General features: G+C 49.8%; 23 protein-coding genes. 16 read left to right on the top strand and 7 right to left on the bottom strand.

Annotation, left to right across the window (positions count from 1 at the left end):
- The first annotated feature begins 74 nt into the window (after positions 1-74).
- Positions 75-854 carry a helix-turn-helix transcriptional regulator gene (locus tag PVOR_RS07030; protein WP_006208440.1) on the top strand — a complete coding sequence of 260 codons (780 nt, stop codon included), beginning with the start codon at positions 75-77 and terminating at the stop codon, positions 852-854.
- Positions 855-898: 44 nt separating this feature from the next.
- Here PVOR_RS07030 and PVOR_RS07035 read toward each other — a convergent pair whose 3' ends face one another.
- Positions 899-1,846 (bottom strand): LCP family protein, encoded by a 948-nt coding sequence (locus tag PVOR_RS07035; RefSeq protein ID WP_006208441.1) that lies wholly within the window; start codon positions 1,844-1,846, stop codon positions 899-901.
- 331 nt (positions 1,847-2,177) lie between these two features.
- On the opposite strand from PVOR_RS07035, the gene PVOR_RS07040 reads away from it, so the two are divergent.
- The 9 genes from PVOR_RS07040 to PVOR_RS07080 all read left to right on the top strand — a co-directional run bounded on the left by PVOR_RS07040 (position 2,178) and on the right by PVOR_RS07080 (position 10,057).
- Positions 2,178-3,221 carry a LacI family DNA-binding transcriptional regulator gene (locus tag PVOR_RS07040; protein ID WP_006208442.1) on the top strand — a complete coding sequence of 348 codons (1,044 nt, stop codon included), beginning with the start codon at positions 2,178-2,180 and terminating at the stop codon, positions 3,219-3,221.
- A 203-nt stretch (positions 3,222-3,424) separates the two neighbouring features.
- Positions 3,425-4,753, top strand: a complete 1,329-nt coding sequence (locus tag PVOR_RS07045) for an ABC transporter substrate-binding protein (protein ID WP_006208443.1) — start codon at positions 3,425-3,427, stop codon at positions 4,751-4,753.
- A gap of 86 nt (positions 4,754-4,839) precedes the next feature.
- Positions 4,840-5,688 (top strand): carbohydrate ABC transporter permease, encoded by an 849-nt coding sequence (locus tag PVOR_RS07050; RefSeq protein WP_006208444.1) that lies wholly within the window; start codon positions 4,840-4,842, stop codon positions 5,686-5,688.
- Between the two features lie 18 nt (positions 5,689-5,706).
- Positions 5,707-6,591, top strand: a complete 885-nt coding sequence (locus PVOR_RS07055; RefSeq protein ID WP_006208445.1) for a carbohydrate ABC transporter permease — start codon at positions 5,707-5,709, stop codon at positions 6,589-6,591.
- 61 nt (positions 6,592-6,652) lie between these two features.
- A complete protein-coding gene (locus tag PVOR_RS07060; RefSeq protein ID WP_006208446.1) occupies positions 6,653-7,108 on the top strand; it encodes a VOC family protein in 456 nt (151 codons plus the stop codon).
- A gap of 31 nt (positions 7,109-7,139) precedes the next feature.
- Entirely contained in the window at positions 7,140-7,673 is a 534-nt protein-coding gene (locus PVOR_RS07065; RefSeq protein WP_006208447.1) for a VOC family protein, read from the top strand.
- 41 nt (positions 7,674-7,714) lie between these two features.
- Positions 7,715-8,407, top strand: coding sequence for an SDR family NAD(P)-dependent oxidoreductase (locus PVOR_RS07070; protein ID WP_231888108.1), 693 nt, complete (start codon positions 7,715-7,717; stop codon positions 8,405-8,407).
- Positions 8,408-8,465: 58 nt separating this feature from the next.
- Positions 8,466-9,137, top strand: a complete 672-nt coding sequence (locus tag PVOR_RS07075; protein WP_006208449.1) for a ThuA domain-containing protein — start codon at positions 8,466-8,468, stop codon at positions 9,135-9,137.
- A 173-nt stretch (positions 9,138-9,310) separates the two neighbouring features.
- Positions 9,311-10,057: a MerR family transcriptional regulator gene (locus tag PVOR_RS07080; protein ID WP_006208450.1), complete on the top strand. Its 747-nt coding sequence runs from the start codon at positions 9,311-9,313 to the stop codon at positions 10,055-10,057.
- Between the two features lie 91 nt (positions 10,058-10,148).
- On the opposite strand, the gene PVOR_RS07085 is transcribed toward PVOR_RS07080, so the two are convergent.
- Entirely contained in the window at positions 10,149-10,487 is a 339-nt protein-coding gene (locus PVOR_RS07085; protein WP_036642884.1) for a winged helix-turn-helix transcriptional regulator, read from the bottom strand.
- A 160-nt stretch (positions 10,488-10,647) separates the two neighbouring features.
- Between PVOR_RS07085 and PVOR_RS07090 the strand changes: the two genes are divergently transcribed.
- Entirely contained in the window at positions 10,648-11,586 is a 939-nt protein-coding gene (locus PVOR_RS07090) for an aldo/keto reductase family protein (RefSeq protein ID WP_006208452.1), read from the top strand.
- A 75-nt stretch (positions 11,587-11,661) separates the two neighbouring features.
- Here the strand turns inward: PVOR_RS07090 and PVOR_RS07095 are convergent, their stop codons facing one another.
- On the bottom strand, positions 11,662-12,636 hold the full coding sequence (locus PVOR_RS07095) for an aldo/keto reductase (protein WP_006208453.1): 975 nt from the start codon (positions 12,634-12,636) through the stop codon (positions 11,662-11,664).
- 267 nt (positions 12,637-12,903) lie between these two features.
- Between PVOR_RS07095 and PVOR_RS07100 the strand changes: the two genes are divergently transcribed.
- From PVOR_RS07100 to PVOR_RS07110, 3 genes are all read left to right on the top strand, one after another.
- Entirely contained in the window at positions 12,904-13,218 is a 315-nt protein-coding gene (locus tag PVOR_RS07100) for a hypothetical protein (RefSeq protein ID WP_006208454.1), read from the top strand.
- Between the two features lie 206 nt (positions 13,219-13,424).
- The gene (locus tag PVOR_RS07105; RefSeq protein ID WP_006208455.1) at positions 13,425-13,889 is read left to right on the top strand and encodes a DinB family protein; all 465 of its coding nucleotides are present in this window, start codon (positions 13,425-13,427) and stop codon (positions 13,887-13,889) included.
- 125 nt (positions 13,890-14,014) lie between these two features.
- Complete coding sequence (locus tag PVOR_RS07110) at positions 14,015-14,518, top strand: CYTH domain-containing protein (protein ID WP_006208456.1); 504 nt, start codon at positions 14,015-14,017, stop codon at positions 14,516-14,518.
- Positions 14,519-14,520: 2 nt separating this feature from the next.
- Here PVOR_RS07110 and PVOR_RS07115 read toward each other — a convergent pair whose 3' ends face one another.
- The 3 genes from PVOR_RS07115 to PVOR_RS07125 all read right to left on the bottom strand — a co-directional run bounded on the left by PVOR_RS07115 (position 14,521) and on the right by PVOR_RS07125 (position 16,831).
- Positions 14,521-15,450 (bottom strand): CAP domain-containing protein, encoded by a 930-nt coding sequence (locus tag PVOR_RS07115; RefSeq protein WP_006208457.1) that lies wholly within the window; start codon positions 15,448-15,450, stop codon positions 14,521-14,523.
- Positions 15,451-15,604: 154 nt separating this feature from the next.
- Complete coding sequence (locus PVOR_RS07120; RefSeq protein ID WP_006208459.1) at positions 15,605-16,360, bottom strand: YheC/YheD family protein; 756 nt, start codon at positions 16,358-16,360, stop codon at positions 15,605-15,607.
- Positions 16,361-16,441: 81 nt separating this feature from the next.
- On the bottom strand, positions 16,442-16,831 hold the full coding sequence (locus PVOR_RS07125) for a hypothetical protein (RefSeq protein ID WP_006208460.1): 390 nt from the start codon (positions 16,829-16,831) through the stop codon (positions 16,442-16,444).
- Positions 16,832-16,979: 148 nt separating this feature from the next.
- Between PVOR_RS07125 and PVOR_RS07130 the strand changes: the two genes are divergently transcribed.
- Positions 16,980-17,342: an MmcQ/YjbR family DNA-binding protein gene (locus PVOR_RS07130; RefSeq protein WP_006208461.1), complete on the top strand. Its 363-nt coding sequence runs from the start codon at positions 16,980-16,982 to the stop codon at positions 17,340-17,342.
- Positions 17,343-17,475: 133 nt separating this feature from the next.
- On the opposite strand, the gene PVOR_RS07135 is transcribed toward PVOR_RS07130, so the two are convergent.
- A complete protein-coding gene (locus tag PVOR_RS07135) occupies positions 17,476-18,681 on the bottom strand; it encodes a chitinase (RefSeq protein WP_006208462.1) in 1,206 nt (401 codons plus the stop codon).
- Between the two features lie 476 nt (positions 18,682-19,157).
- On the opposite strand from PVOR_RS07135, the gene PVOR_RS07140 reads away from it, so the two are divergent.
- Positions 19,158-20,510, top strand: a complete 1,353-nt coding sequence (locus PVOR_RS07140) for an MATE family efflux transporter (protein WP_006208464.1) — start codon at positions 19,158-19,160, stop codon at positions 20,508-20,510.
- The last annotated feature ends 28 nt before the right edge of the window (positions 20,511-20,538 follow it).

Raw genomic sequence — 20,538 nt, forward strand, 5'->3', positions numbered from 1 at the left:
GTAGCCTGTCTTGTCGAATCATGATATGAACTATAGTACAATGATTGGAATATAGTATGGAGATGAGGTGAATCATGGGTACCCCGGTGGAAGTACGGCAAGTTAGCGGTGTCGATTGGTATGAAGAAGCTGATCCAGAGCAGGGAACGTGGCGCTTAAGCCTTGTGACATATGGAAAATGTGTATATTGGGTGAATGGAGATAAGCTGATTATGGAGAAGGGAGAGTTGCTGCTTATTCCAGCCGGTGTTCCGTATTATGGGAAGAGCATCCCCACCGTAACGCATACTCAAATCATGGTTCAATGGACCGAAGCGGTGTCGACGGGATTGTCAGTGCTTGAACGAGCAGAAGCACTGAAACATAAACCCGGCTGTTATGAGTTGATTCACGAGCGTTTGAAGGTAATTCATCAGCAGTGGCACGAGCGCCCCTCTTATTATGTTATCTTGATAGAAGCATTATTGACAGAAGTGCTGATTTATATCAGCCGGGAGCTCGACAGAGGCGCAATTACGCCGGAGAAACACCTGCATGTGGAGCGGATGAAGTCGTATATCGAGCGGCATTACCGCGAGAAAATAACAAAAGAGGAGCTCGGTGATGCCATTGCCAAAACACCCAATTACGCTGCCGTGCTGTTCAAGAGTGTCACAGGGCAGACGATCAGCCAATACGTGCATGCTCAGCGGATGAAGCGTGCGGTCTATTTGTTAACGGAATCGCAGCTGACGGTCCAGGAGATTGCCGAATTTCTCGGCTACCAGGATCTCTCCTATTTCTACAGGATTTACAGACGAGTGACGGGCAGCGCCCCGTCGGATTTGCTGCAGGAGCGTCCTCGGACGGTATAGAAAAGTGAAAAAAAAGAGGGCTAAGCCCTCCCAACACGTGTTATTTATTGAAACGTATCATTTTCGAATAGCTGCTTCACATACGCTTGCAATTTATTCTTGTCTACGCCGAGCACCTGTGCTCGTCCGACCTTCTCGTTGGACAACAGCGAGAACGGGGGAAGCTGCTGCTGGTCGATTTTGTCCAGATTCACGTCAAAGCCGAGAGCCATCAGCTTCAGCATTTCTTTGGGGCTTAAATCAGTCTCGATGTAGGGCGCAATCGAATCCAGGATGCCCGGAAGTTTGATAAGAGAGTTCGTGGTCTGCATTTTTTTGGCGACTTCCGTCATCAGGATGCGCTGTCGTTCCGTCCGAGCAAAATCAGATTTGGCATCATGCCGGAATCGCACGTATTGCAGGGCCATTTTACCGTCCAGATGCTGCAGTCCCTGCTTCAAATCAATGTCGTACATGTGCTTGTCGGCTTTGCTGGTATAGTACATGTCTTTCTCTACTTCGATATCGACTCCGCCTAATGAATCGACAAGCGCTATGAACCCGACAAAATCCGTATATATATATTTATGTATGGGCAAGTCTAACAAATCGCCGATGGTTTGTCTGGTCAGCTCGATCCCTCCATAAGCAAATGCCGAATTCAGCCGTCCTTTGCCATGCCCGGGAATTTCTACATAAGTATCGCGCAATAACGAGAATAGATGGGCTCTCTTCGTAACCGGATCGATGGAGGCAACCAGCATGGTGTCCGATCTGCCAGCGTCATCACCGCGGGAATCCCCACCGATGAGGAGGATATTGATGCGCTCTTTTCCTTCCCATTTAGGAATTTCAACAACTTCGTTGTGAGCCGTATCGGTTTCTTCGGCTGGCTTCACAGCCGTGGAAATATGGTTTGAGAATTGGATGATAGAGTAGGTGTAGTAGGAGACGATCCCCAAGACTCCAATGGATAACAGGAGCATGGTGTATTTCAACCATTTTCTTTTCATAGTTCGTTGAACATCCTTTCTGTTATACGTTTGCATATTTGACCATTCTAGCAAACTACTGAGGAAAAATCATTTTTTCTAATAGAGACCGGGCAGGCGTAAGGAATTACGGCAGTTTGGAGCCATCGTGATTTGATTATTTATATTGACAAAACATTTTGAAGCGATTACATTGTAAATGTAAACACGTGTCCACGATTCAGTGATAGTATCCGATTGATATGTCACGGAGAAATCTGCATAGAACCTTGTCTACAACCTTCTATGGACGACACAGTACATATTATATACACGCCCGTTTATGAACACGTGTTAATGAGGTGGGACTCGATTGAAAAAGTCTGAAATTAACAGCACGGAGATCGCCAGAATGGCCGGTGTTTCTCGCAGCACGGTAAGCAGAGTCATCAATAACTACCCGAATGTTCCCCAGGCTACGCGGGAGAAGGTCATGCAGGTGATCGAGCAGTATAATTACGCACCCAATTTCTCTGCGCGGATTATGTCGGGGAAGAGAACGTCGACGATCGGTTTGTTCATGGTTTCCCGCGAGGAAGTGTTTAACGATTCGCTCACCAACGCACTCATTACCCGCGTAATTGAGAGCGCATCCAAGAGAGGATATTACGTGCTGACCTACATTATCCGCAATACGAAAGACGATGACATCATGCGGAATGTGAAGAATACGTTCTACCAGCAGCGGATCGACGGAGGCATCTTTATCGGTGCAGCGAATCACGAGCCGTTCATTGAGGAGCTGATTGCGGATGGCTTTGTGGTCGGTGTGGTCGATCAGCATTTGGAAGGGCGTTCTGAGCCTAACCGGGTGATCAGCAATTTCAACAACCTGGAGGGTATGCGGCAGGGTGTCGACTATCTCTACAGTCTGGGACACCGCCAGATTGCGCATATTGCCGGAGACCCCTTGCGCTGGTCGGGACCGGAGAAGCTGGAGGGCTTCAGGCAGGCAATGGAGGCCCATGGCTTGCAGGTCCGGTCCGACTGGATCATTCCATCCAACTTCTCGGAGCGAAGCGGCTATCAATCCGTGCAGCATTGGCTCAAAGTGACAAAGGATTTACCGACAGCGATCTTTGCTTGCAACGACAGCGTTGCCTTCGGAGCGCTGCGTGCATTGAACGAGGCAGACATCAACGTGCCCGGCGATATTTCATTAATGGGCTTTGACGATCATTTGTTAAGTGCGAGGATTCATCCTGCGCTGACGTCCATTCATGTGGATTTTTCCGATATGATGGATGCTTTGACCGGCAAATTGATTGAAACGATTGAAGTCAGTTCGACGGATTCGAAGCGTTATGTGGGAACAACCGAGCTGGTGATCCGGGATTCCTGCCAGCCGTTGCGGTGATGCATACGACAGCGTATTAGATTGGTTAACCATCAAGTTCAGTTTGATCCAGGAGGTTGGCTTACTTAGGTAAGCTGCTTCTTGATTCAAAATAAACACGTGTTCACAAAAAAGGAGGGCAGCCATTCGCGTAATTTGCATCCAAATCAATAGAGAAATAAGGAGACGAGAAACTTATCCTAAACGAAAAGAGGGATTGGCCAATGAAGAACAGGGGATGGGTCTTGCTGTTGACTGTCTTATGCTTCAGTCTCGTTTTTACTGCTTGCACAGGTGCCTCAGAAGAGCAGAATGCAGGCGGAAACTCATCGAATGGAGGGAAATTAACGTATTGGTATCCATGGGGCGGCGATTCGGAGAAATGGGATCAATGGCGAATGGACGAATTTACGAAGGAGTATCCGGATATTGAGTTTAATGCTACTTATGTTCCGCCAGATGGCGGCATTTCGAATGGCAAGCTGCTTGCAGCGATTTCCGGGGGCAACCCGCCGGATGTTGTCATTACGAATGAATATGCAAGCGCATACGCACTGGCTGCCCAGGGGGCATTGATGCCGATCGACGATCTGCTTGCAGCTACGGATTTTAAAGAGGATGAAATTCTGGATGCTTACCGGGATCTAATGAAGGTGGAGGGCACAACGTACCTGTTCCCTGAGGATTCCAACGTCAACTTGCTGTACTACAATGTGGACCTGTTCAAGGAAGCCGGTCTCGATCCCGATCAGCCACCACAAACGATTGAGGAGCTGGATGCTGCGGCTGAGCAATTAACGAAGCTGAATGGCGATAAAATCGATCGACTGGGCTTCATCCCTTGGCTGGACGCCGGGGACGAGTCATACATGTGGGGTTATATCTTTGGCGCAGATTATTATGACACCGCTTCCAAACAAGTGAAGCTCGATGATCCGCACCTGGTAGAGATGTACAACTGGATGAACACGTACGCACAGAAATATAATCCCGAGAAAATCAAATCGTTCTCTTCCGGTTTTGGCGGGGCGTTCTCCCCGGATCATCCATTCTTCTCGGGCAAGGTTGCGATGACCATCAACGGCAATTGGTTCAGCAACGCATTGAAGCAGTATGCTCCGAATGTGAATTATAAGGTAGCTGCGATTCCGGCACCGGATGGAGGGCGGAAGAACTCGTCCAACTTCGGCACGAATATCTTCATGATTCCCAAAGGCGCGAAGAATCCCGAAGCCGCCATGAAATTCATTCTGTTCGGGGTGAAACCGGAAATTATGGCCGACAACATCAACCAGTGGCGTTCGCTGTCCATATACAAGGAGCAAAACGACGCAATCAAGTGGGATAAAGAGGGCGATGAGATCTATAAAATCGTGCGTGAAGTCGCAAGCTCCCCGGATTCCGGCCATCCGGCGCTGACGGCGGTTGCCAAGGAGATGTCCAACGAGCTTATGCTGCTGCGCGACAGCGTGATCTATAACAACCATGATCCGCAGCCATTGCTTCAGGCTGCCCAGAAGAAGCTCCAGGAGGAAGTAGACAAGAAGAAGTAGACAAGAAGAAGTAAGGGCGGCTTGATCAAGCTGTTATCAGTTGTAGGCACTAGTCAGCCGGACCTTCCGGTTAGAAGAAGTGTGAGGTGGTTTCTATCCGCACCAAATTCAAGGGACAGTCTATTGAAACCTATGTCATCTATATCATTCTGATTTTGGCCGCACTTGCTTATATCATCCCGTTTCTGTGGCTGATATCCGGATCGCTCAAGAGCAATACGGAGCTCTTCGCGGACCCGCCGGTTTGGATTCCGTCCGAGCCGGTATGGTCCAACTATGTAACCGCATTTCAGCAGTTTCCGTTCTGGCTGTACTTCAAGAATACGCTCTACATCTGCGCAATGGCGATCCTTGGCGGAGTATTAGCTAATACGCTGGTTGCTTACGGCTTCTCCCGCATTGAATGGAAGGGCCGCGATGCCTTGTTTATCGTAGTGCTCATGACGATGATGCTGCCGTTTCAGGTGACGATGATACCGCTGTTTGTCCTGTTCCAGAAGTTCGGCTGGATCGGAACGTTCAAGCCGCTGGTGGTTCCGGCCTTCCTTGGCAATGCGTACTTTATCTTTTTGCTGCGGCAGTTTTTCATAGGCATCCCCAAAGAGCTGTCCCAATCGGCCAAGGTGGACGGTGCATCGGAGTTTCGTATTTACTGGCAGTTAACTCTGCCGCTATCCCTGCCCGTCATTATAACGGTGGCGATCTTCGCCTTCACAGGAGCCTGGGGAGACTTTATCGGTCCGCTCGTCTTCCTGAGCGATAACAAGCTGTATACGCTGTCGCTTGGCATCCAGCAGATTATGTCCGTCAACGATCCGCGCTGGACGCTGCTGATGGCTGTCGGCGTGAGTATGACCCTGCCGGTACTCGTCATCTTTTTCCTGCTTCAAAAATATTTCATCCAGGGGATTACCTTCTCGGGAATTAAAGGATAGAGGGGAGATGGGGGCATCATGTCTTCCAAGACAGACCGTAAAAATCTGAGGAATGGGCTGCTGTTCATTTCACCCTGGATCATCGGGTTCCTGCTATTTACGGCATATCCATTGTTCAGTTCATTGTATTACTCGTTGACTGATTACAACATCATCAATGAGCCGGTGTGGGTGGGTCTGGACAATTACGTCAAGCTGTTTACGGGGGATTCCTTATTCTACAAGGTGCTGTACAACACGCTGTTCATGATTGTGGTTGGCATCTCGGTGACAACGGTCGGGTCGGTATTCATCGCGATTCTGCTGAATAACCGGCGCATTCGGGGCTTGGCTTTCTTCCGGGTGGTGTTCTTCCTGCCAACGCTGGTTCCGCTTGTTGTGCTGTCGATTCTCTGGATTTGGGTGCTGCAGCCGGACAACGGCGTGCTTAATACGATTCTCGGGTTCATCGGGATCGAGGGACCCGGTTGGTTTTCCAGTCCTTTTTGGGCAAAACCGGCTTTTGTGCTGATGGCACTCTGGGGCTCGGGACAGATGATCATTATTTATCTGGCAGGGCTTCAGGGCATTTCGGATTCCCTCTACGAAGCGGCTTCAATCGATGGGGCCAGCTCATGGAGACAGGTGTTTCATATTACAATTCCGATGCTGAAACCGGCGATTGTATTCAATGTCATTACGGGCATGATCGGGACGCTGCAGTCTTTTGCGGAATCCTTCATCATTACAAACGGCGGTCCGGACGGCTCCACGATGTTCTATTCCCTGTACCTGTATCAAAATGCCTTCCAGTATGCCAAGATGGGCTACGCTTCGGCCATGGCCTGGATCCTGCTCGTCATTGCGCTGCTGATCACTTTATTTTTATTCAAGCTATCCAACGGGTTTAAAGCGGAGGAGTAATTCTGCTCCGCGTTAATATACCAAGCCATCAAACTTGATCTTAGAAGGAGATATGGAAATTATGGAGCAAAGTATGCTGGGAACCAAAGTCATTACACAGATCGGAATTATCGTGAAGGATATCGAGAAGGTGGGAGCGAGTTATGCTAAATTTTTCGGCATCCAGCCTCCGACATGGTTCTGGACCGATACTCGGGAAGTCGCACAGACCGAATACAACGGCGGTCCTTCGGAAGCCCGTTCGAAGCTGGCTTTCATTGACTGCGGCCAGCTGCAGGTGGAACTGATTGAGCCGGATGAGCAGCCATCGACTTGGCGCGAATTTCTGGATACGCATGGCGAAGGGGTCCACCACATTGCATTTGTCATTGAGGGGATGAAGGAGAAGCTTGAGATTCTGAATGGCAGCGGCATGCCTCTAATCCAGAAGGGGGAATATACGGGCGGCCGTTACGCCTACGTGGATACGTTTAGTGAGCTGAAGGTACTGATCGAGCTGCTGGAGAACGACAAATAAGAATTATCTTCATGATGAAGGAGAGAGCCGAATGAATCATATGGAGAACAATCACTTGCTCAAAATGGGAATCGTCGTCCATGATATAGAAGCGGCGGCCCGGCACTATTGTGAATTATTCGGCATGGAGATGCCGCCTATATCGATACCCGATCCGTATGCCGCACCGGAACCGACGGAGGATTCGTATACGTGGCAGCGGGGGGAGCTTCGCCCGACCCGGACGAAGATGTGTGTCCTGAAGATGGGACCGATGGTGCTGGAATTGCTGGAGCCTTATGATGAGCCGAGTCCGTGGAATGAATACAAGCAATCCCGCGGGCAGGGCGTGCATTTTGTAATGTTCACCGTAAACGGTTTTAATCAGCATATTGATTTCCTGGAAGGGAAAGGGTATCCGTTGAACCATAAAGGCGAGTATGGGGCACGGACCGTTACGGCTATTTTGACTCCGAAGATAAACTTGGCGTTACGCTTGGATTGCAGGAGCTCGGTCCGAAGCAGGATTAGAGAGGTATGCACAACGGGAACGAGAAGAATGATCCCATTCGCAGAGAAGGAATAGAATGAAGTCAACAATCAAAGGGGTGAACCATATTGAACATCGTGATCACCGGAGCCAATAAGGGGCTGGGCCTCGAACTGACGAGGGAGGCGCTTGGCCGCGGGCATCAGATCGTGGCGGGTGTACGGAACACAGAGAGCAGTCATCCAGAGCTTCGAGCATTGCGATCCGACTACCCGGCGCAATTACAGATCATGAATCTTGATGTGGATCAGGAAGCCGTCATTGCGTCCGCGGCAGAAGAGATCCATGAGATGTGGGATCAAGTGGATGCGGTCATTAACAATGCCGGCATTCTGAATGGCCGGGATCAAGTCATCGAGAACTTAAACTTTGACGATGTCGAGAAGAGCATGCAGACCAATCTCTATGGGCCCATGAAAATGGTAAAACATCTGCTGCCACAGCTCCGCAGGAGTTCGGCACCCGCCATTATCAACGTATCGTCGGAGGCGGGCTGCTTCACGGGCGCCTATGGCGGCGATTATCCGTATGCGATATCGAAGAGCGGACTGATCTTCTTCACGGCCCAGCTCCGCAAGGCGCTTGCTGCCGATAATTTCATGGTGTACGCCGTGCATCCCGGTTGGATTCGTACCCCGATGGGCGGAGATCAGGCACCGGGTGATCCCGTGGATACCGCCAAGGGCCTGCTGGATCTGGTGGAACGCCGCATGGTGCCGGAGCAGGACGGCTGGATGATCAATCATAAGGGCGAGACGATGCCTTTTTAGAATAGGGGCCTGCGTTTCGATCCTATTAGTGCTGCACCAAGGAAAGGAGGAGTTTATAATGGCACAACCCAAACACATACTGGCCATCGTTGGCGATTTTTATCATGACAGACAGCTCGCCACGGATTCCCTGAACCGAATCGTGAAGCCCTTTGTGGAACAAGGCCTGGTTCAGCTTCGTTATGGGGCCGTGACCGAATTAGCCGATAGGCTGAAGGAACAGCCGGATGCGGTGGTGCTCTTTGCCGAGGATCGGATTGATCCTCAAGGGAGCCCTGACAAGCGCTGGATGACCAGCGAGGCGGAGCATCAGATTCAGGCTTATGTTGCCGCCGGTGGCGTATGGATAGCCTGGCACTCGGGGCTCGCGTCATATGCGGAGGATGGAGAGTACGTTAACATGCTGCGCGGCAGCTTTGACTATCATCCGGATGTGCACCGCGAGGTGATCTATACGCCTGTAGCCGGGACAGCTCTGGGAGGAGCGGGCGATCGCTTCGGCTTTCTGGATGAGCATTACTTTGTGCATTGCCGGGAAGAAGAGACGGAAGTGTTCCTTCGTTCGGAGTCTGTGGACGGGGAGTCCGTCGCGGGCTGGGCTCATCCTTACGGAAGCGGGAAAGTGGTCTGCATCACGCCTGCCCACCGGGAGGAAGGACTGATGAACGAGGCGTTTGCAAGCGTAATGAGACAAGGGGTTGCTTGGGGATTGGAACTGGAACAGCCATAATGGAATTGCATGACCTGAAACCAAGAGAACATGAGGCGTCTTATATGCGATATAGTATACGGTAAGAACTAGATGAGGCGGGTGCAGAAGCACTCGTCTTATTTTTAGGTTTTTTCGGTTTGACTCTCCTCTAAGAGGAGGCCTTAGACTGAAGGTCGAAGGAGGGAACACCTATGTTATATACGGTAAAAGAAGTGTCGATTCTGTCCAAGGTGACCATCAAGACACTGCATCATTATCATAAACTCGGCTTGCTCTTGCCTGCCGAAATAAGTGATGCCGGTTACCGGTTGTACGGGACGAAGGAGCTGGAACGGCTGCAGCAAATCCGGTTTTACCGGGAGCTGGATTTCTCCTTGGAGCAAGTTAAAGAGCTGCTAACGGAGACGCCGGAGCGGCTCTCCATCTTGTCAGAGCAGGAGCAGCTGCTCCAGGAGAGGCAGGATCGGCTGGAGAGCATCCTTCAGACCTTACGGCGTTCCATTCATTACACGAAGGAGGGTCTGGCGATGGAACCTCAAGATCTGTTTAATGGCTTCGGCAGTGCAGAAGAATGGGAGGATGCGTTAGCGGAGCAGAATCAGCATCTGAAAGAGCAGTATGACGTGGATTTGTTGGAGGGGGAGCCAATCGATGTTTCCAGTATGAACGAGCAGGCGAGGGAAGCAGCCGCTTTTATGTCCGCCATAGCGAATGCTCTCATAACCGGGATCAAGCACGATGATGAGCGTGTTCAGCTTTCGATTCGGAATCATCTGCAGTTTATGAACGAGCAGGGTCACACCTTCTCGGCTGCCGATTTTGCGGGGCAGACGAAGTTCTTCCTGCGCGATGAATTTCATCTTCGAATGCTGGAGGAGCAGCAGACGGGATTGGCTTATTATCTGCATGCTGCTGCGGAGGCGTACGCGGAAGTGTGATGAGGCCGGGTGAAACGGTCAGCCGAATGCCAAACAAGACACCTTCTCTATAGTGAAAGGTGTCTTGTTTTATATGGCTTATATGAGAGGGTCAGGTCCACCGCGCCGCCCACAGCTTCATTTCCTTGCAGATGACGTGCAGATCCATGCCCTTGGGGGTCAAGGTGTACTCGACCGTAACCGGAACGGTAGGGAATACCTCGCGTTCAAGCACGCCCTGCTCTTCCAGATGACGAAGCGTTGTGGTCAGTGCCCGCGGACTGACGTTCGGGATCTTTCGCTGGAGTTCGCCAAACCGTTTCGTGCCGCCGAAGAGCTCGCGGATGACAAGAAATGCCCATTTTCCGCCTAAGACCAGTAGCGTTTTTTCGATATTGCATTCGATATGTTCGGGTGTTTTGGGTATGTAGCTGCTCGATTTATTCCCCATCATGAAAGGCTCCCTCCGATATTCTACTAACTATACTCAAGTATATCAGCTATCCTCTCTATAATATAGTGAAGAACATTTCACTTCTTCCCTAAGAATAGGAACTAATTTAGAATAACAGATGTACCACTATCGTTATCTTATTGAAGGAGGAATTGCAATGAAATATAGAAAATTGGGCCGCACAGGTCTCAAGGTCAGTGAGATCAGCTTGGGAAGCTGGCTTACTTACGGCGGTTATGTTGAGCGCGAGAATGCGGTGAACGCCATCAAGACGGCTTATGACCTGGGTATTAACTTTTTTGATACAGCGAACGTCTATGAAAAGGGTGCGGCTGAAGTGTTGGTTGGCGAAACGCTGAAAGCGTATCCGCGTGAATCGTATGTGCTGGCGACCAAGGCTTTCTGGCCGATGGGTGATGGTCCGAACGATCGCGGCTTGTCCCGCAAGCACATTATGGAGCAGGCGCATGCCAGCTTGAAGCGTCTGGGCCATGATTATGTTGATATTTTCTACTGCCACCGTCATGATCCGGAAACACCGCTTGATGAAACTCTTCGCGCGCTTGATGATCTCGTTCGCCAAGGAAAAGTGCTGTATGTTGGCGTCAGTGAATGGCAGGCTTCGCAAATCGCGGAAGCATTGACCGTAGCGGATCGTTATTTGCTGGACCGTATCGTGGTAAACCAACCGATCTACAACATGTTTGAACGTTATATCGAGAAAGAAATCATTCCGCTCAGCGAGCGCTCGGGCATCGGTCAGGTGGTATTCTCCCCGCTGGCCCAAGGACTGCTCACAGGGAAATACACCTCCGCTTCGGATATTCCAGCTGACAGCCGCGCTGCGAAGCTGGATTGGATGCGCAAAGGCATTACCGAGGAAAAAATCGCGAAGGTTCATGAGCTTGAGAAGATTGCGGCAGAGCTTGAGGTGTCCGTAGGCAATCTGGCGCTTGCCTGGATTCTGCGTCAACCAAACGTTGCCAGTGCGCTTGTCGGCGCAAGCCGTCCGGAACAGGTAACCGAGAATGCGAAGGCATCCGGCATTGAACTCAGCGAAGAGGTTCAAACTCGTATTGAAGAGATCCTGAAATAGAAAAACAGCAGGCCAGCTTGAAATGGAAAGCCGCTCAACCATTCGTTGAGCGGCTTTTTTTTGGCGTGGTTTAGTTTAACCCAGTCGATACGTTGCAAATGGCTTGGCATACACAAAGCCGTTGCTGACTTCGTCCAGGCTCGAACCTAGTGTCTCATCGATCTCGATTTCCAGACTCTTCAGATTATCATCCAGCTGCTCGGTTTTCGTAGCGCCGACAATGACCGTGGACACCGCAGGGCGATTCATCAGCCAGGCAAGGGAAAGAGCGCTTGGGGATTGACCGTGCTCTGCGGCGAGCTGACTGACTTGCTGACCGAGCTTTAGATTGTGATCTTCCAGGAAGCGATTGAAGTTCGGATCGGTCTCGGCACGGGAGCCGGAAGGCGTGCTGCTGCCTTGGCTGTATTTGCCGGTAAGAATACCGCCAGCCAGAGGGAAATACGGAATGATGCCAACGCCCTGATCCAGACAGAGGGGGACCAGCTCCAGTTCCGGTGTTCGGTCCGCGAGAGAGTAACTCGTCTGGGTGGACACATACCGGGCATATCCTTTAAGCTCGCTGATGCCAAGCGCCTTCATAATTTCCCAAGCTGCATAGTTGGAGGCGCCGATATATCTCACTTTTCCCGACGACATCAGGTCATCCAGCGTGCGCAAGGTTTCCTCAAGAGGAGTATGGGGGTCAAAGGTATGAATCTGATACAGGTCCACATAATCCGTCTTCAGCCGCTTAAGGCTGTTCTCAAGCTCTTGCAGCAGATGATAACGGGAGGAGCCCCGCTCATTGGGTCCCTGGCCATTCACAAGTCCTGCCTTCGTAGCCAATACGACGTTATGACGCTTGCCGGACAGTGCTTGTCCGATGATTCGTTCCGATTCAGAGCCCGCATAAATGTTGGCGGTATCGATGAAATTGATGCCATGGTCCAGTGCATGGTCGATAATGCGTGTCGAAGTCTCTTGATCGGCCCTTTTGCCAAAAGCATTCGTGCCCAGGCCGAGCTTCGAAACCTTGAGTCCGCTGCTTCCGAGACGGCAGTAGTTCATCTTGATCGACTCCTTTATGTACAGATTTACTATAGTATAAACATTTTCACGGGAGCGGTCCAAATGGATCAGGTGTGGAAGAATGATATTTATGTAAGATTCTACATCTTTTTTCGACATTATCAAAAAAATGATTAACTTCCATACCATCAAATGGTAATATAGTCATAGGAAAAAAGATTCGGTTGCGCCATGGGGGATACTACATAAGAACTACATAGATTTGGAGAACGACTTCTTTTTTCACTAATCGTTGGGGTGTGAATCATGAAGATCTATTTGAAAAATGATGCTGGAGTTACCAAGCAAGTGAAGGTTGGTTTTAGCTGGACAACTCTGTTTTTTGCCTTTTTCCCGGCTTTGTTTCGCGGCGATCTGAAGTGGGCTGTTATCATGTTTATTCTTTCCGCCGTTTTCGGTTCTTTTACGTTGGGAATCGGAGCTTGGATCAGTGGAATCGTATTCTCCTTTGTGTACAACAAAATTTATATTAAAGAAATGCTGGAGAAGGGCTATCGTCCTGCCACGGAGGATGCAAGAGTAGTTCTCGAGAGTCATCGCATTATCGCCAGAGTAGCCTAATTTTATCTTTGTTAAGTTATCCCAAGCCTGGATTTTGAATGAATTGATCATTCAAGCTCCAGGCTTTATTACGTCTAATCATGTACAGCACGGCACTGTTTTGTGTCTACCTTCAAAAGGCTGCGGGAAATCTCCTGAGGCTCCTTGCGATAGGGAGAATACTACGTTAGTATAGTTACGTACCAATAGGAAGGGGTTATTATAATATGAATGAAGCTATTTTCAATCAATTGGATTTTGCTAGAGGCGGAACGATCAAAACGGTAGAAAATGTAACGGAGCAAGAGGCCAATATCATTCCGGAGGGATTCACGAACAATATTCGCTGGAACCTCGGACATATCTACACCGTGCATGAACAGTTCGCTTTTGCAACGGCTGGTGAGCCTGTACAAATGCCGGAAGGCTTCGAGGCATGGTTCGCAACCGGTACCAAGCCTGCGGATTGGACCACTGAGCCGCCTGCGTTATCCGAACTGGTAGCGCTTTTGCAAGAACAAACCGCGCGTATTCGCGAAACCTTCTCGAATCGTCTGGACCAGTCTCCAGCACATCCGCTGACCATCGGTCCACTGACGTTCCAAACCGTGGGCGAGCTCCTTGCGTTCAGCATGTATCATGAAGGCATGCATACGCAGACCATCAAGTCTTATAAGAAAATGATACGTTAATCATGAGAAGCGATAGAATGGTATCCTTGCGGATGCCTTCTATCGTTTTTGGTTTGCCCCCTGGGATGATCGATCCTTATAATGAAATTAGCTGATTGGAATAACGATTGGAGGATATTACGATTATGGCTATAGAAATAGAACGCAAATACCTTTTGCCGGCATATCCCGATGCCTTGATTCAGGAAGGAATACTCGTGGTTGAGAAAGAGCAGTTCATCGAGCAGACGTATTTGGCACTGGACGGTGATCAGGAGCTCAGGGTACGCAAAATACAAGATTTGAAGTCCGGCCGGCTAGAGTTCACCCATACGTTCAAGAAGGGCTGGGGCATTGCCCGCGAAGAGATAGAATACGCCATTTCGGAGGGGCTGTATGAGCAGGTGGTGCAGGCGTTTGGAGCGGTTCCACTGACCAAGCGAAGAGTAACCGCCAGATGGGACAATACCTTAATTGAAATCGATGATTACGCACAGATCCAGATGCTTGTGCTTGAAGTGGAGTTTCCTTCTATGGAAGCGGCAGACGGCTTTGTGCCTCCGGCGTGGTTCGGACAAGATATCAGTATGGAGAAACAATACAGCAACAAGAAAGTATGGCGTGATCTGCAAGTGAGCAAGGAAGCGTAGCTTTACGATCCGCTGCCCGTTCCCGTTGTAAAAGACCAAGTGCGGCTGTGCCACGCTTGTGTGCCTTCTAACCGATATTTTACCGAAACTGTATAGGTGTGGAGTCCTCGCAATATTTCCTTGGGGAACAGGAACAGGGTGTCTCTGGATATCTCTTCGTAAAAATGAAGGAGGGCACCCTCCTCATCCGTAATGGCGGCCTCAAACTTATCGATCGGACCTGCAGCCGTCGCTGAAATGATATAGCCTGAATGTTCCACGTCAAATTGGACCAAGGGATTAGGCGTCTCAAACCCGTAAAATCCAATTCCGGTATTCTGCATACCGTCGTAAGGATAGATGGCGAGGCCGCCAGCGATGGGCGATGTTGTGCTGCCTGCCAGGTTCACGACAGCCGTGCCGCCAACGAGAGCGATCCCGATCTCCTGAAAGTTTGGACTCAGAACCATTTGACGGTGGTATGCGGTATCCAGCCAGCCCTTCATGGCGTTCAGACTGCTCTTCTGGCGAAAATGCATGACTTCGCCTGATGCATACCCCTGCTTCGAGGGGGACACATAACCTGCGGCCGCTAGTCTATCTCGGATACGGGTTCCGCGATAGCCGGGAAGTCCAGTCTTTTCGTTATGGGCGCTCAGATTGGGTGCCACCTTATTTATATTGAAGTAACGGGCATGAAGCTCAGCAGCTTCGGTGATCCGGTCATTTAAGGTGACAGCAGGCAGTCCGGCTTTAGCTCGAACCTCATTCAAGTAGGCGAGCGCTTCGTATTGATCCCGGGAATATGAAGTGAGGCTGGAAGTTTCGATTGTGCTGGCGGATAGTTCAACGTTTCCTGGCCAAGCGCCGGTTAGTGCAAGGCTTGTGATCAGCATCACAGCAGCTGCGATACGTGCAATCACAGATCCACATCGACGGGGGGGATGCAGCATGGATGGAAATTCTCCTCTCAAGCATAGTTTCAAGAGAAGGGATTCGATGGACTTCTTCATTTCTCCTGCTCGCCGTTTCCTGTATACCATTTATGTGCAAAAAAAACGCAAGCCCATCCTGCGGCTCGCGTTTTTTTAATGTGTAGATCAAATGCTACTTAAACCGCCCATACTGCTTACCGTAAGACAAGACGCGTTTGTACAAGCTTCGGTCCTTTAAATTCTTGAGCGGATACACTTGGGGGCGGGTATTAACCTCCAGAATCCAAGGTCTGCCGCTGGAATCGATGGCCACATCGAGACCCAGTTCTTTGAAACCGCGGTAATGCCGGTCAAAGTTATAACCAGTGGCAACGCCTATCTCCTTCAGCTCAGATTCTGCCTTCTGGATAAAGGCAGAATTAAATCCTGCACCACTCATCGTTTTATGGAAGGTGCCAATGCTGCCTCCCTGGTTATAATTGGTGGCTACCTTGCCCGGGCTGCCGATTTTCGTGAACAGGACGGTGCTGACCCATTTTCCCTGACTTGTCTTCTGTACCATGACCCGGATATCGAATGGCTTGCCTTTGCTTTTGGCTAACCGAATTCCTTTTTGGAGCAGATAGGGACGTTTACCGGCAAAGCGGTTCAACTCCCGATACAATTCGGAAGAACTCGAATACGTGGTTTTTTTGGTGTTAAGCTGAGTTTGGTAGCCTCCGTCGGTTTTGCGGATCCGAATAATGTTATTGCCGCCTGATCCGCCGGTTGGCTTGAAGTAGACGTTGGAATAGTCGCCCAGCATGGTGGACAGGTTTTTTTTGTTAAACGTCAGAGTGACCGGTACATATTTTCGGAAATAGGAATCTTCAAGCAACCATTGCGTTTTCTTCCATTTGCTCTTGATGGTGCTGCTTTTATATTTCATAGTTAAGAGGCTCACCTCTCTTTTTTTGTTCAGCATATGCCGAAAAAGTAGAGCGAGCCTCCACGATGGCCTTGAATCAAGCTATCTGCCTGAGAACAATTTTTTATCGAAAAACAACAAGATGATAAATAAAACTGCTGCGACAAGCAGTATGGAAGCTGGAATGATAAAAGCCAGCAGTGTAGCCGTATTCTGCATCTGATAATACATCAACATGCCCAGGGGCATGATCCCGCCTCCCAGGAGGCTGGTCCAGAAGTGCAGTGCAGCCGTTTTTTTCATACTGAGTTTCTCCCGAAACACGTAGTAAAACATGCCGTAGGCAAACAAGGTCAACCAGCCTACCACCAGGATGTGGGCATGGCCTGCAACCATGCTGTAGCTGCTTCTTCCTGCCATATCCGCTCCGATTAAAGCGCCGATGAGTGTATAGATGGCCGCAATTCGCATCAGCCATTTGCCGTAGTTCAATATGAGATATTCCCCCTTGCATAAAGAATCAGTCCCAAGTATACAAGAGTTATATGAACGGAGCATGAACAAAATAGGATTCGGAATTGAATAGGGGAACATCATCTACTATAATCAGGTAGATCTGTCATGAAGGAGTGAATGTTCCGTGCGAGACCCGCTTATAACCTATTGTCTTTCGAAGAAAGCTGCAGCCGAGGACTATCCGTTTGGACCGCTTCCGCTTGTGATGAAGGTCGGCGGCAAAATGTTTGCCCTGATTACGATAACGGAAGAGAAGGTCAGTCATATCTCCCTGAAATGTGATCCCGTGATCGCTGAGAATTTGCGTGAACAGCATGAAGCAGTACAACCTGGATATCACCTGAACAAGAAACATTGGAACACGGTAGCCATCGATGGCTCCCTCACGGAAGCGGATGTACACGATATGATTGATCATTCGTATGATTTGGTGTTGAAGAGCCTGCCCAAAACACAGCGTTTAGCCATCTCCCAGCGGCTGGTATGATATCATCTGAAACAGCCATAATCGCCCTCTTGGCAGAATGGAAACAGATAGGGTCTGTCATCCGCTAGCCAGAGGGCGATTATTTAACATGAGTTAGCTTAGCCCGGCCCCATCCATTGCACCCGTTTCTTCATTAGAATGGTTTCATGCCTAACGTGTCTACTTTCTCTCCTGTAATATCTACGCCCATGCGGTTTGTAATGTCGCGGTAATGGCCGGCCCGCCGCTGTACCGGACTTCCTTCGGTTTCTCCAAGGTTCGCTTCCAGACCGTTCAAGACCATAACCGTTGTGCCGAAGCCCGGATCTCCCAAGCCCCTGAACTTCTCCAGCGGGGAAGGCTTCCATCTGCCGACCATGACATCATGAGCAGATGGCTTCGGGTTCTGCGGTGTCATCCAGAACAGGATAGCAGTCATGTAGCCAATTTTGCCATCGGCGGCAACGATCTCCGGATTGTCCAGAAGCACGCTTTTGTCTCCGTAAATAATAGAGCTGAACAGGCCATAGTTGAAGTTCCAGCTCAGCATGATCGGTCCGCGGCCGTAATAACGCTTGTCCGGTGTTCCGGGGTACAGCTCAGCGCTTGCCGGATCAACGAAGGCATCCTGGTTGACACCTGTCCGGCCGGCGATGTTTTCATTCCAGAACAGCCCCCAACGCAGAGGACCTCCCGGAGCGGTCGCCCAGCCTCCGCCTGTCTCGTGGGACAGGTTAGCGAGGAAGGCGGCAAGTTCACGCTTGCGGTCCTTCTTGAATCCTTCCTTCAGGAACGTTCCGCCGTCAATGATAACGGTTTCAATTGTTTTGTTCCGGTTGCTGGCTGAGTTAAAATCTGCTGAACGCACCACAAGTGTTTCTACCCGGCCGTCCTTGTCCAATCTATAAATCTCTTGGGCAGAAGGTGTTCCTTGCCGCGTGCGGATCTTGATCTTCAGATTGGACACTTCCGCTACCGCATGTATGAGATTGTCGTATGAGAAATAATCCTTCTGATCGGCTTTGTAGTATTCTTTGCCCTTGGCGATCTTATACCATTCCTCTGAGCCGAGCCGGTATGGGAACAGCGCTTCGAAATCTTCTTTCGAGAGGAGCGCTTTAACCGCTTCGATAGCTTTCTCCGGGGTATAATCCGGGTCGAGATCATCCCAGTTCTGAACGATTTCCTTGCGGCTGATCAGTCGGTGCTCGCCGACTGCAAGAGAGCTGCTCTGAGACTGACTGACTTGTGCAGGAGCTGAGGTGCCAGATGTGCTGGATTCGAGGCTGACGTTCAGAGTCGCGGGTGATGCTGCGGCCTGAGGCGTTTCATCGGCTGCAAAGGCATGAAGCGGCGTCATGAGGAGTGTTGCGACTCAGGGCTGCAATCATACTTCGCTGGATGGTTTTGCCGGATAACGGATACTTCCACAGGGTCATACACATTCTCCTCTTTATCATTGGGATGGATTACATTGCCATCATATATACGGTATGTCGTTTTGTACATAGTCAGGAAATCCCACGAGTTTACGATCAATGAACACTTAAGATGCTGACGTGCTCAATCGGGCGGAGGGAGATGTATCGATTGGCAGGGGATTTGCTGTGGAATGAATGGGGATACCGTCGAACCACCGATACGCGGATTCATAGTGTACTCCGACTTGAAGACTAGTTTTCCATGCCAAAAACATTATAATGTTATTATGTTTTTGATCCTATTAATCTGTTATTCTATGGAAATGGTGGTGTGTTTCAATTTGTTCTGTTCATTTCCGTAGATTCATATATATTAGAGGATAATCATCTTATAGACGAAGAAGGGTTAGCTGACATGAGTTTATTTGTTCGCGAGAAGGGATTTTACAAAAGCTTTTTCTGGCTGACGCTTGTGATCGGGATGCAGAACCTGATATCAGTCGGTGTGAACTTGTCAGACAACGTCATGCTGGGAGGGTATAGTGAATCGGCTTTATCGGGTGTTGCCCTCGCAAATCAGATCCAATTCCTGCTGCACATGCTGGTTATGGGGGTATGTGAGGGGCTGGTCATCATGTCGTCCAGATTCTGGGGAGCCAAGGATTTAGGCTTGATCAAAAAAGCGGCAAGCATCGGAATGCGCATGGCCATACTCCTCAGCGTTGTGTTATGGGTGATTGTTTTCTTTTTCCCGCATGAGGTGCTGTCCTTGTTTACGAAGGAAGAGAATGTGATTGCTGCCGGCGTGGAATATTTAAAAATCATCTGTTTCTCGTATATCTTCTTTGCCATTACCAGCTCCCTGCTGGCCTCCTTGCGGAGCGTGGAGACGGTAAAAATCGGTTTCGTGGTATCCTTATCCACGCTGATCATCAACATTTGCCTGAACTATATCCTCATATACGGATATTTGGGATTTCCGGAGCTTGGTGTGGCCGGATCGGCCATTGCAACGCTGACAGCGCGAATCATTGAATGCATCATCGTCATCATTTATATTAAGCGATTTGACCGTAAAATTTGGTTGAAGCTGCAGGATTTCCTGCAGTTCGATATGGGACTCTTCAAACAGTATATCCGGGTCGGATCCCCAATCCTGATGTCCAACACGATCTGGGGCCTTGCGATGGCGGCACAGACGGCCATTCTCGGGCATATGGGGGAATCGGCCATCGCAGCAAACAGTATCGCCACAACGATCTTTCAGATGGTGACCGTCATCATCTACGCTTCCGCCAGTGCAACGGCTGTAATCATTGGAAAAACGATCGGCGAAGGCAGGATGGACAAAATCATATCCTATGCCAAAACGCTGCAGATCCTGTATATCCTCCTGGGTTTAGTGACGGGAGCTGTGCTGTTTATCATCAAGGATCTCGTGCTGGGTCTGTACTCCATTTCCGATGAAGCCCAAACACTCGCACTGCATTTCATGACGGTATTGTCCATCACCGTAGTCGGAACGGCCTATCAGATGCCGGCTTTGACAGGCATTGTGCGAAGCGGCGGAGACACCCGCTTTGTGCTGTACAACGATTTAATCTTTATGTGGCTCATTGTACTGCCATCTTCGGCACTGTGCGCGTTTGTGTTCAATCTGTCGCCACTCGCCATATTCATCTGTCTGAAGTCTGATCAGATCCTGAAATGCTTTGTGGCTATCGTGAAGGTCAATCGTTTCAAATGGATACGATCCTTCAGTTCGTGAGGAGATCATTTGCTGATTGATTTGCATA

It is taken from the genome of Paenibacillus vortex V453, from assembly GCF_000193415.1.
GTDB lineage: Bacteria > Bacillota > Bacilli > Paenibacillales > Paenibacillaceae > Paenibacillus_AQ > Paenibacillus_AQ glucanolyticus.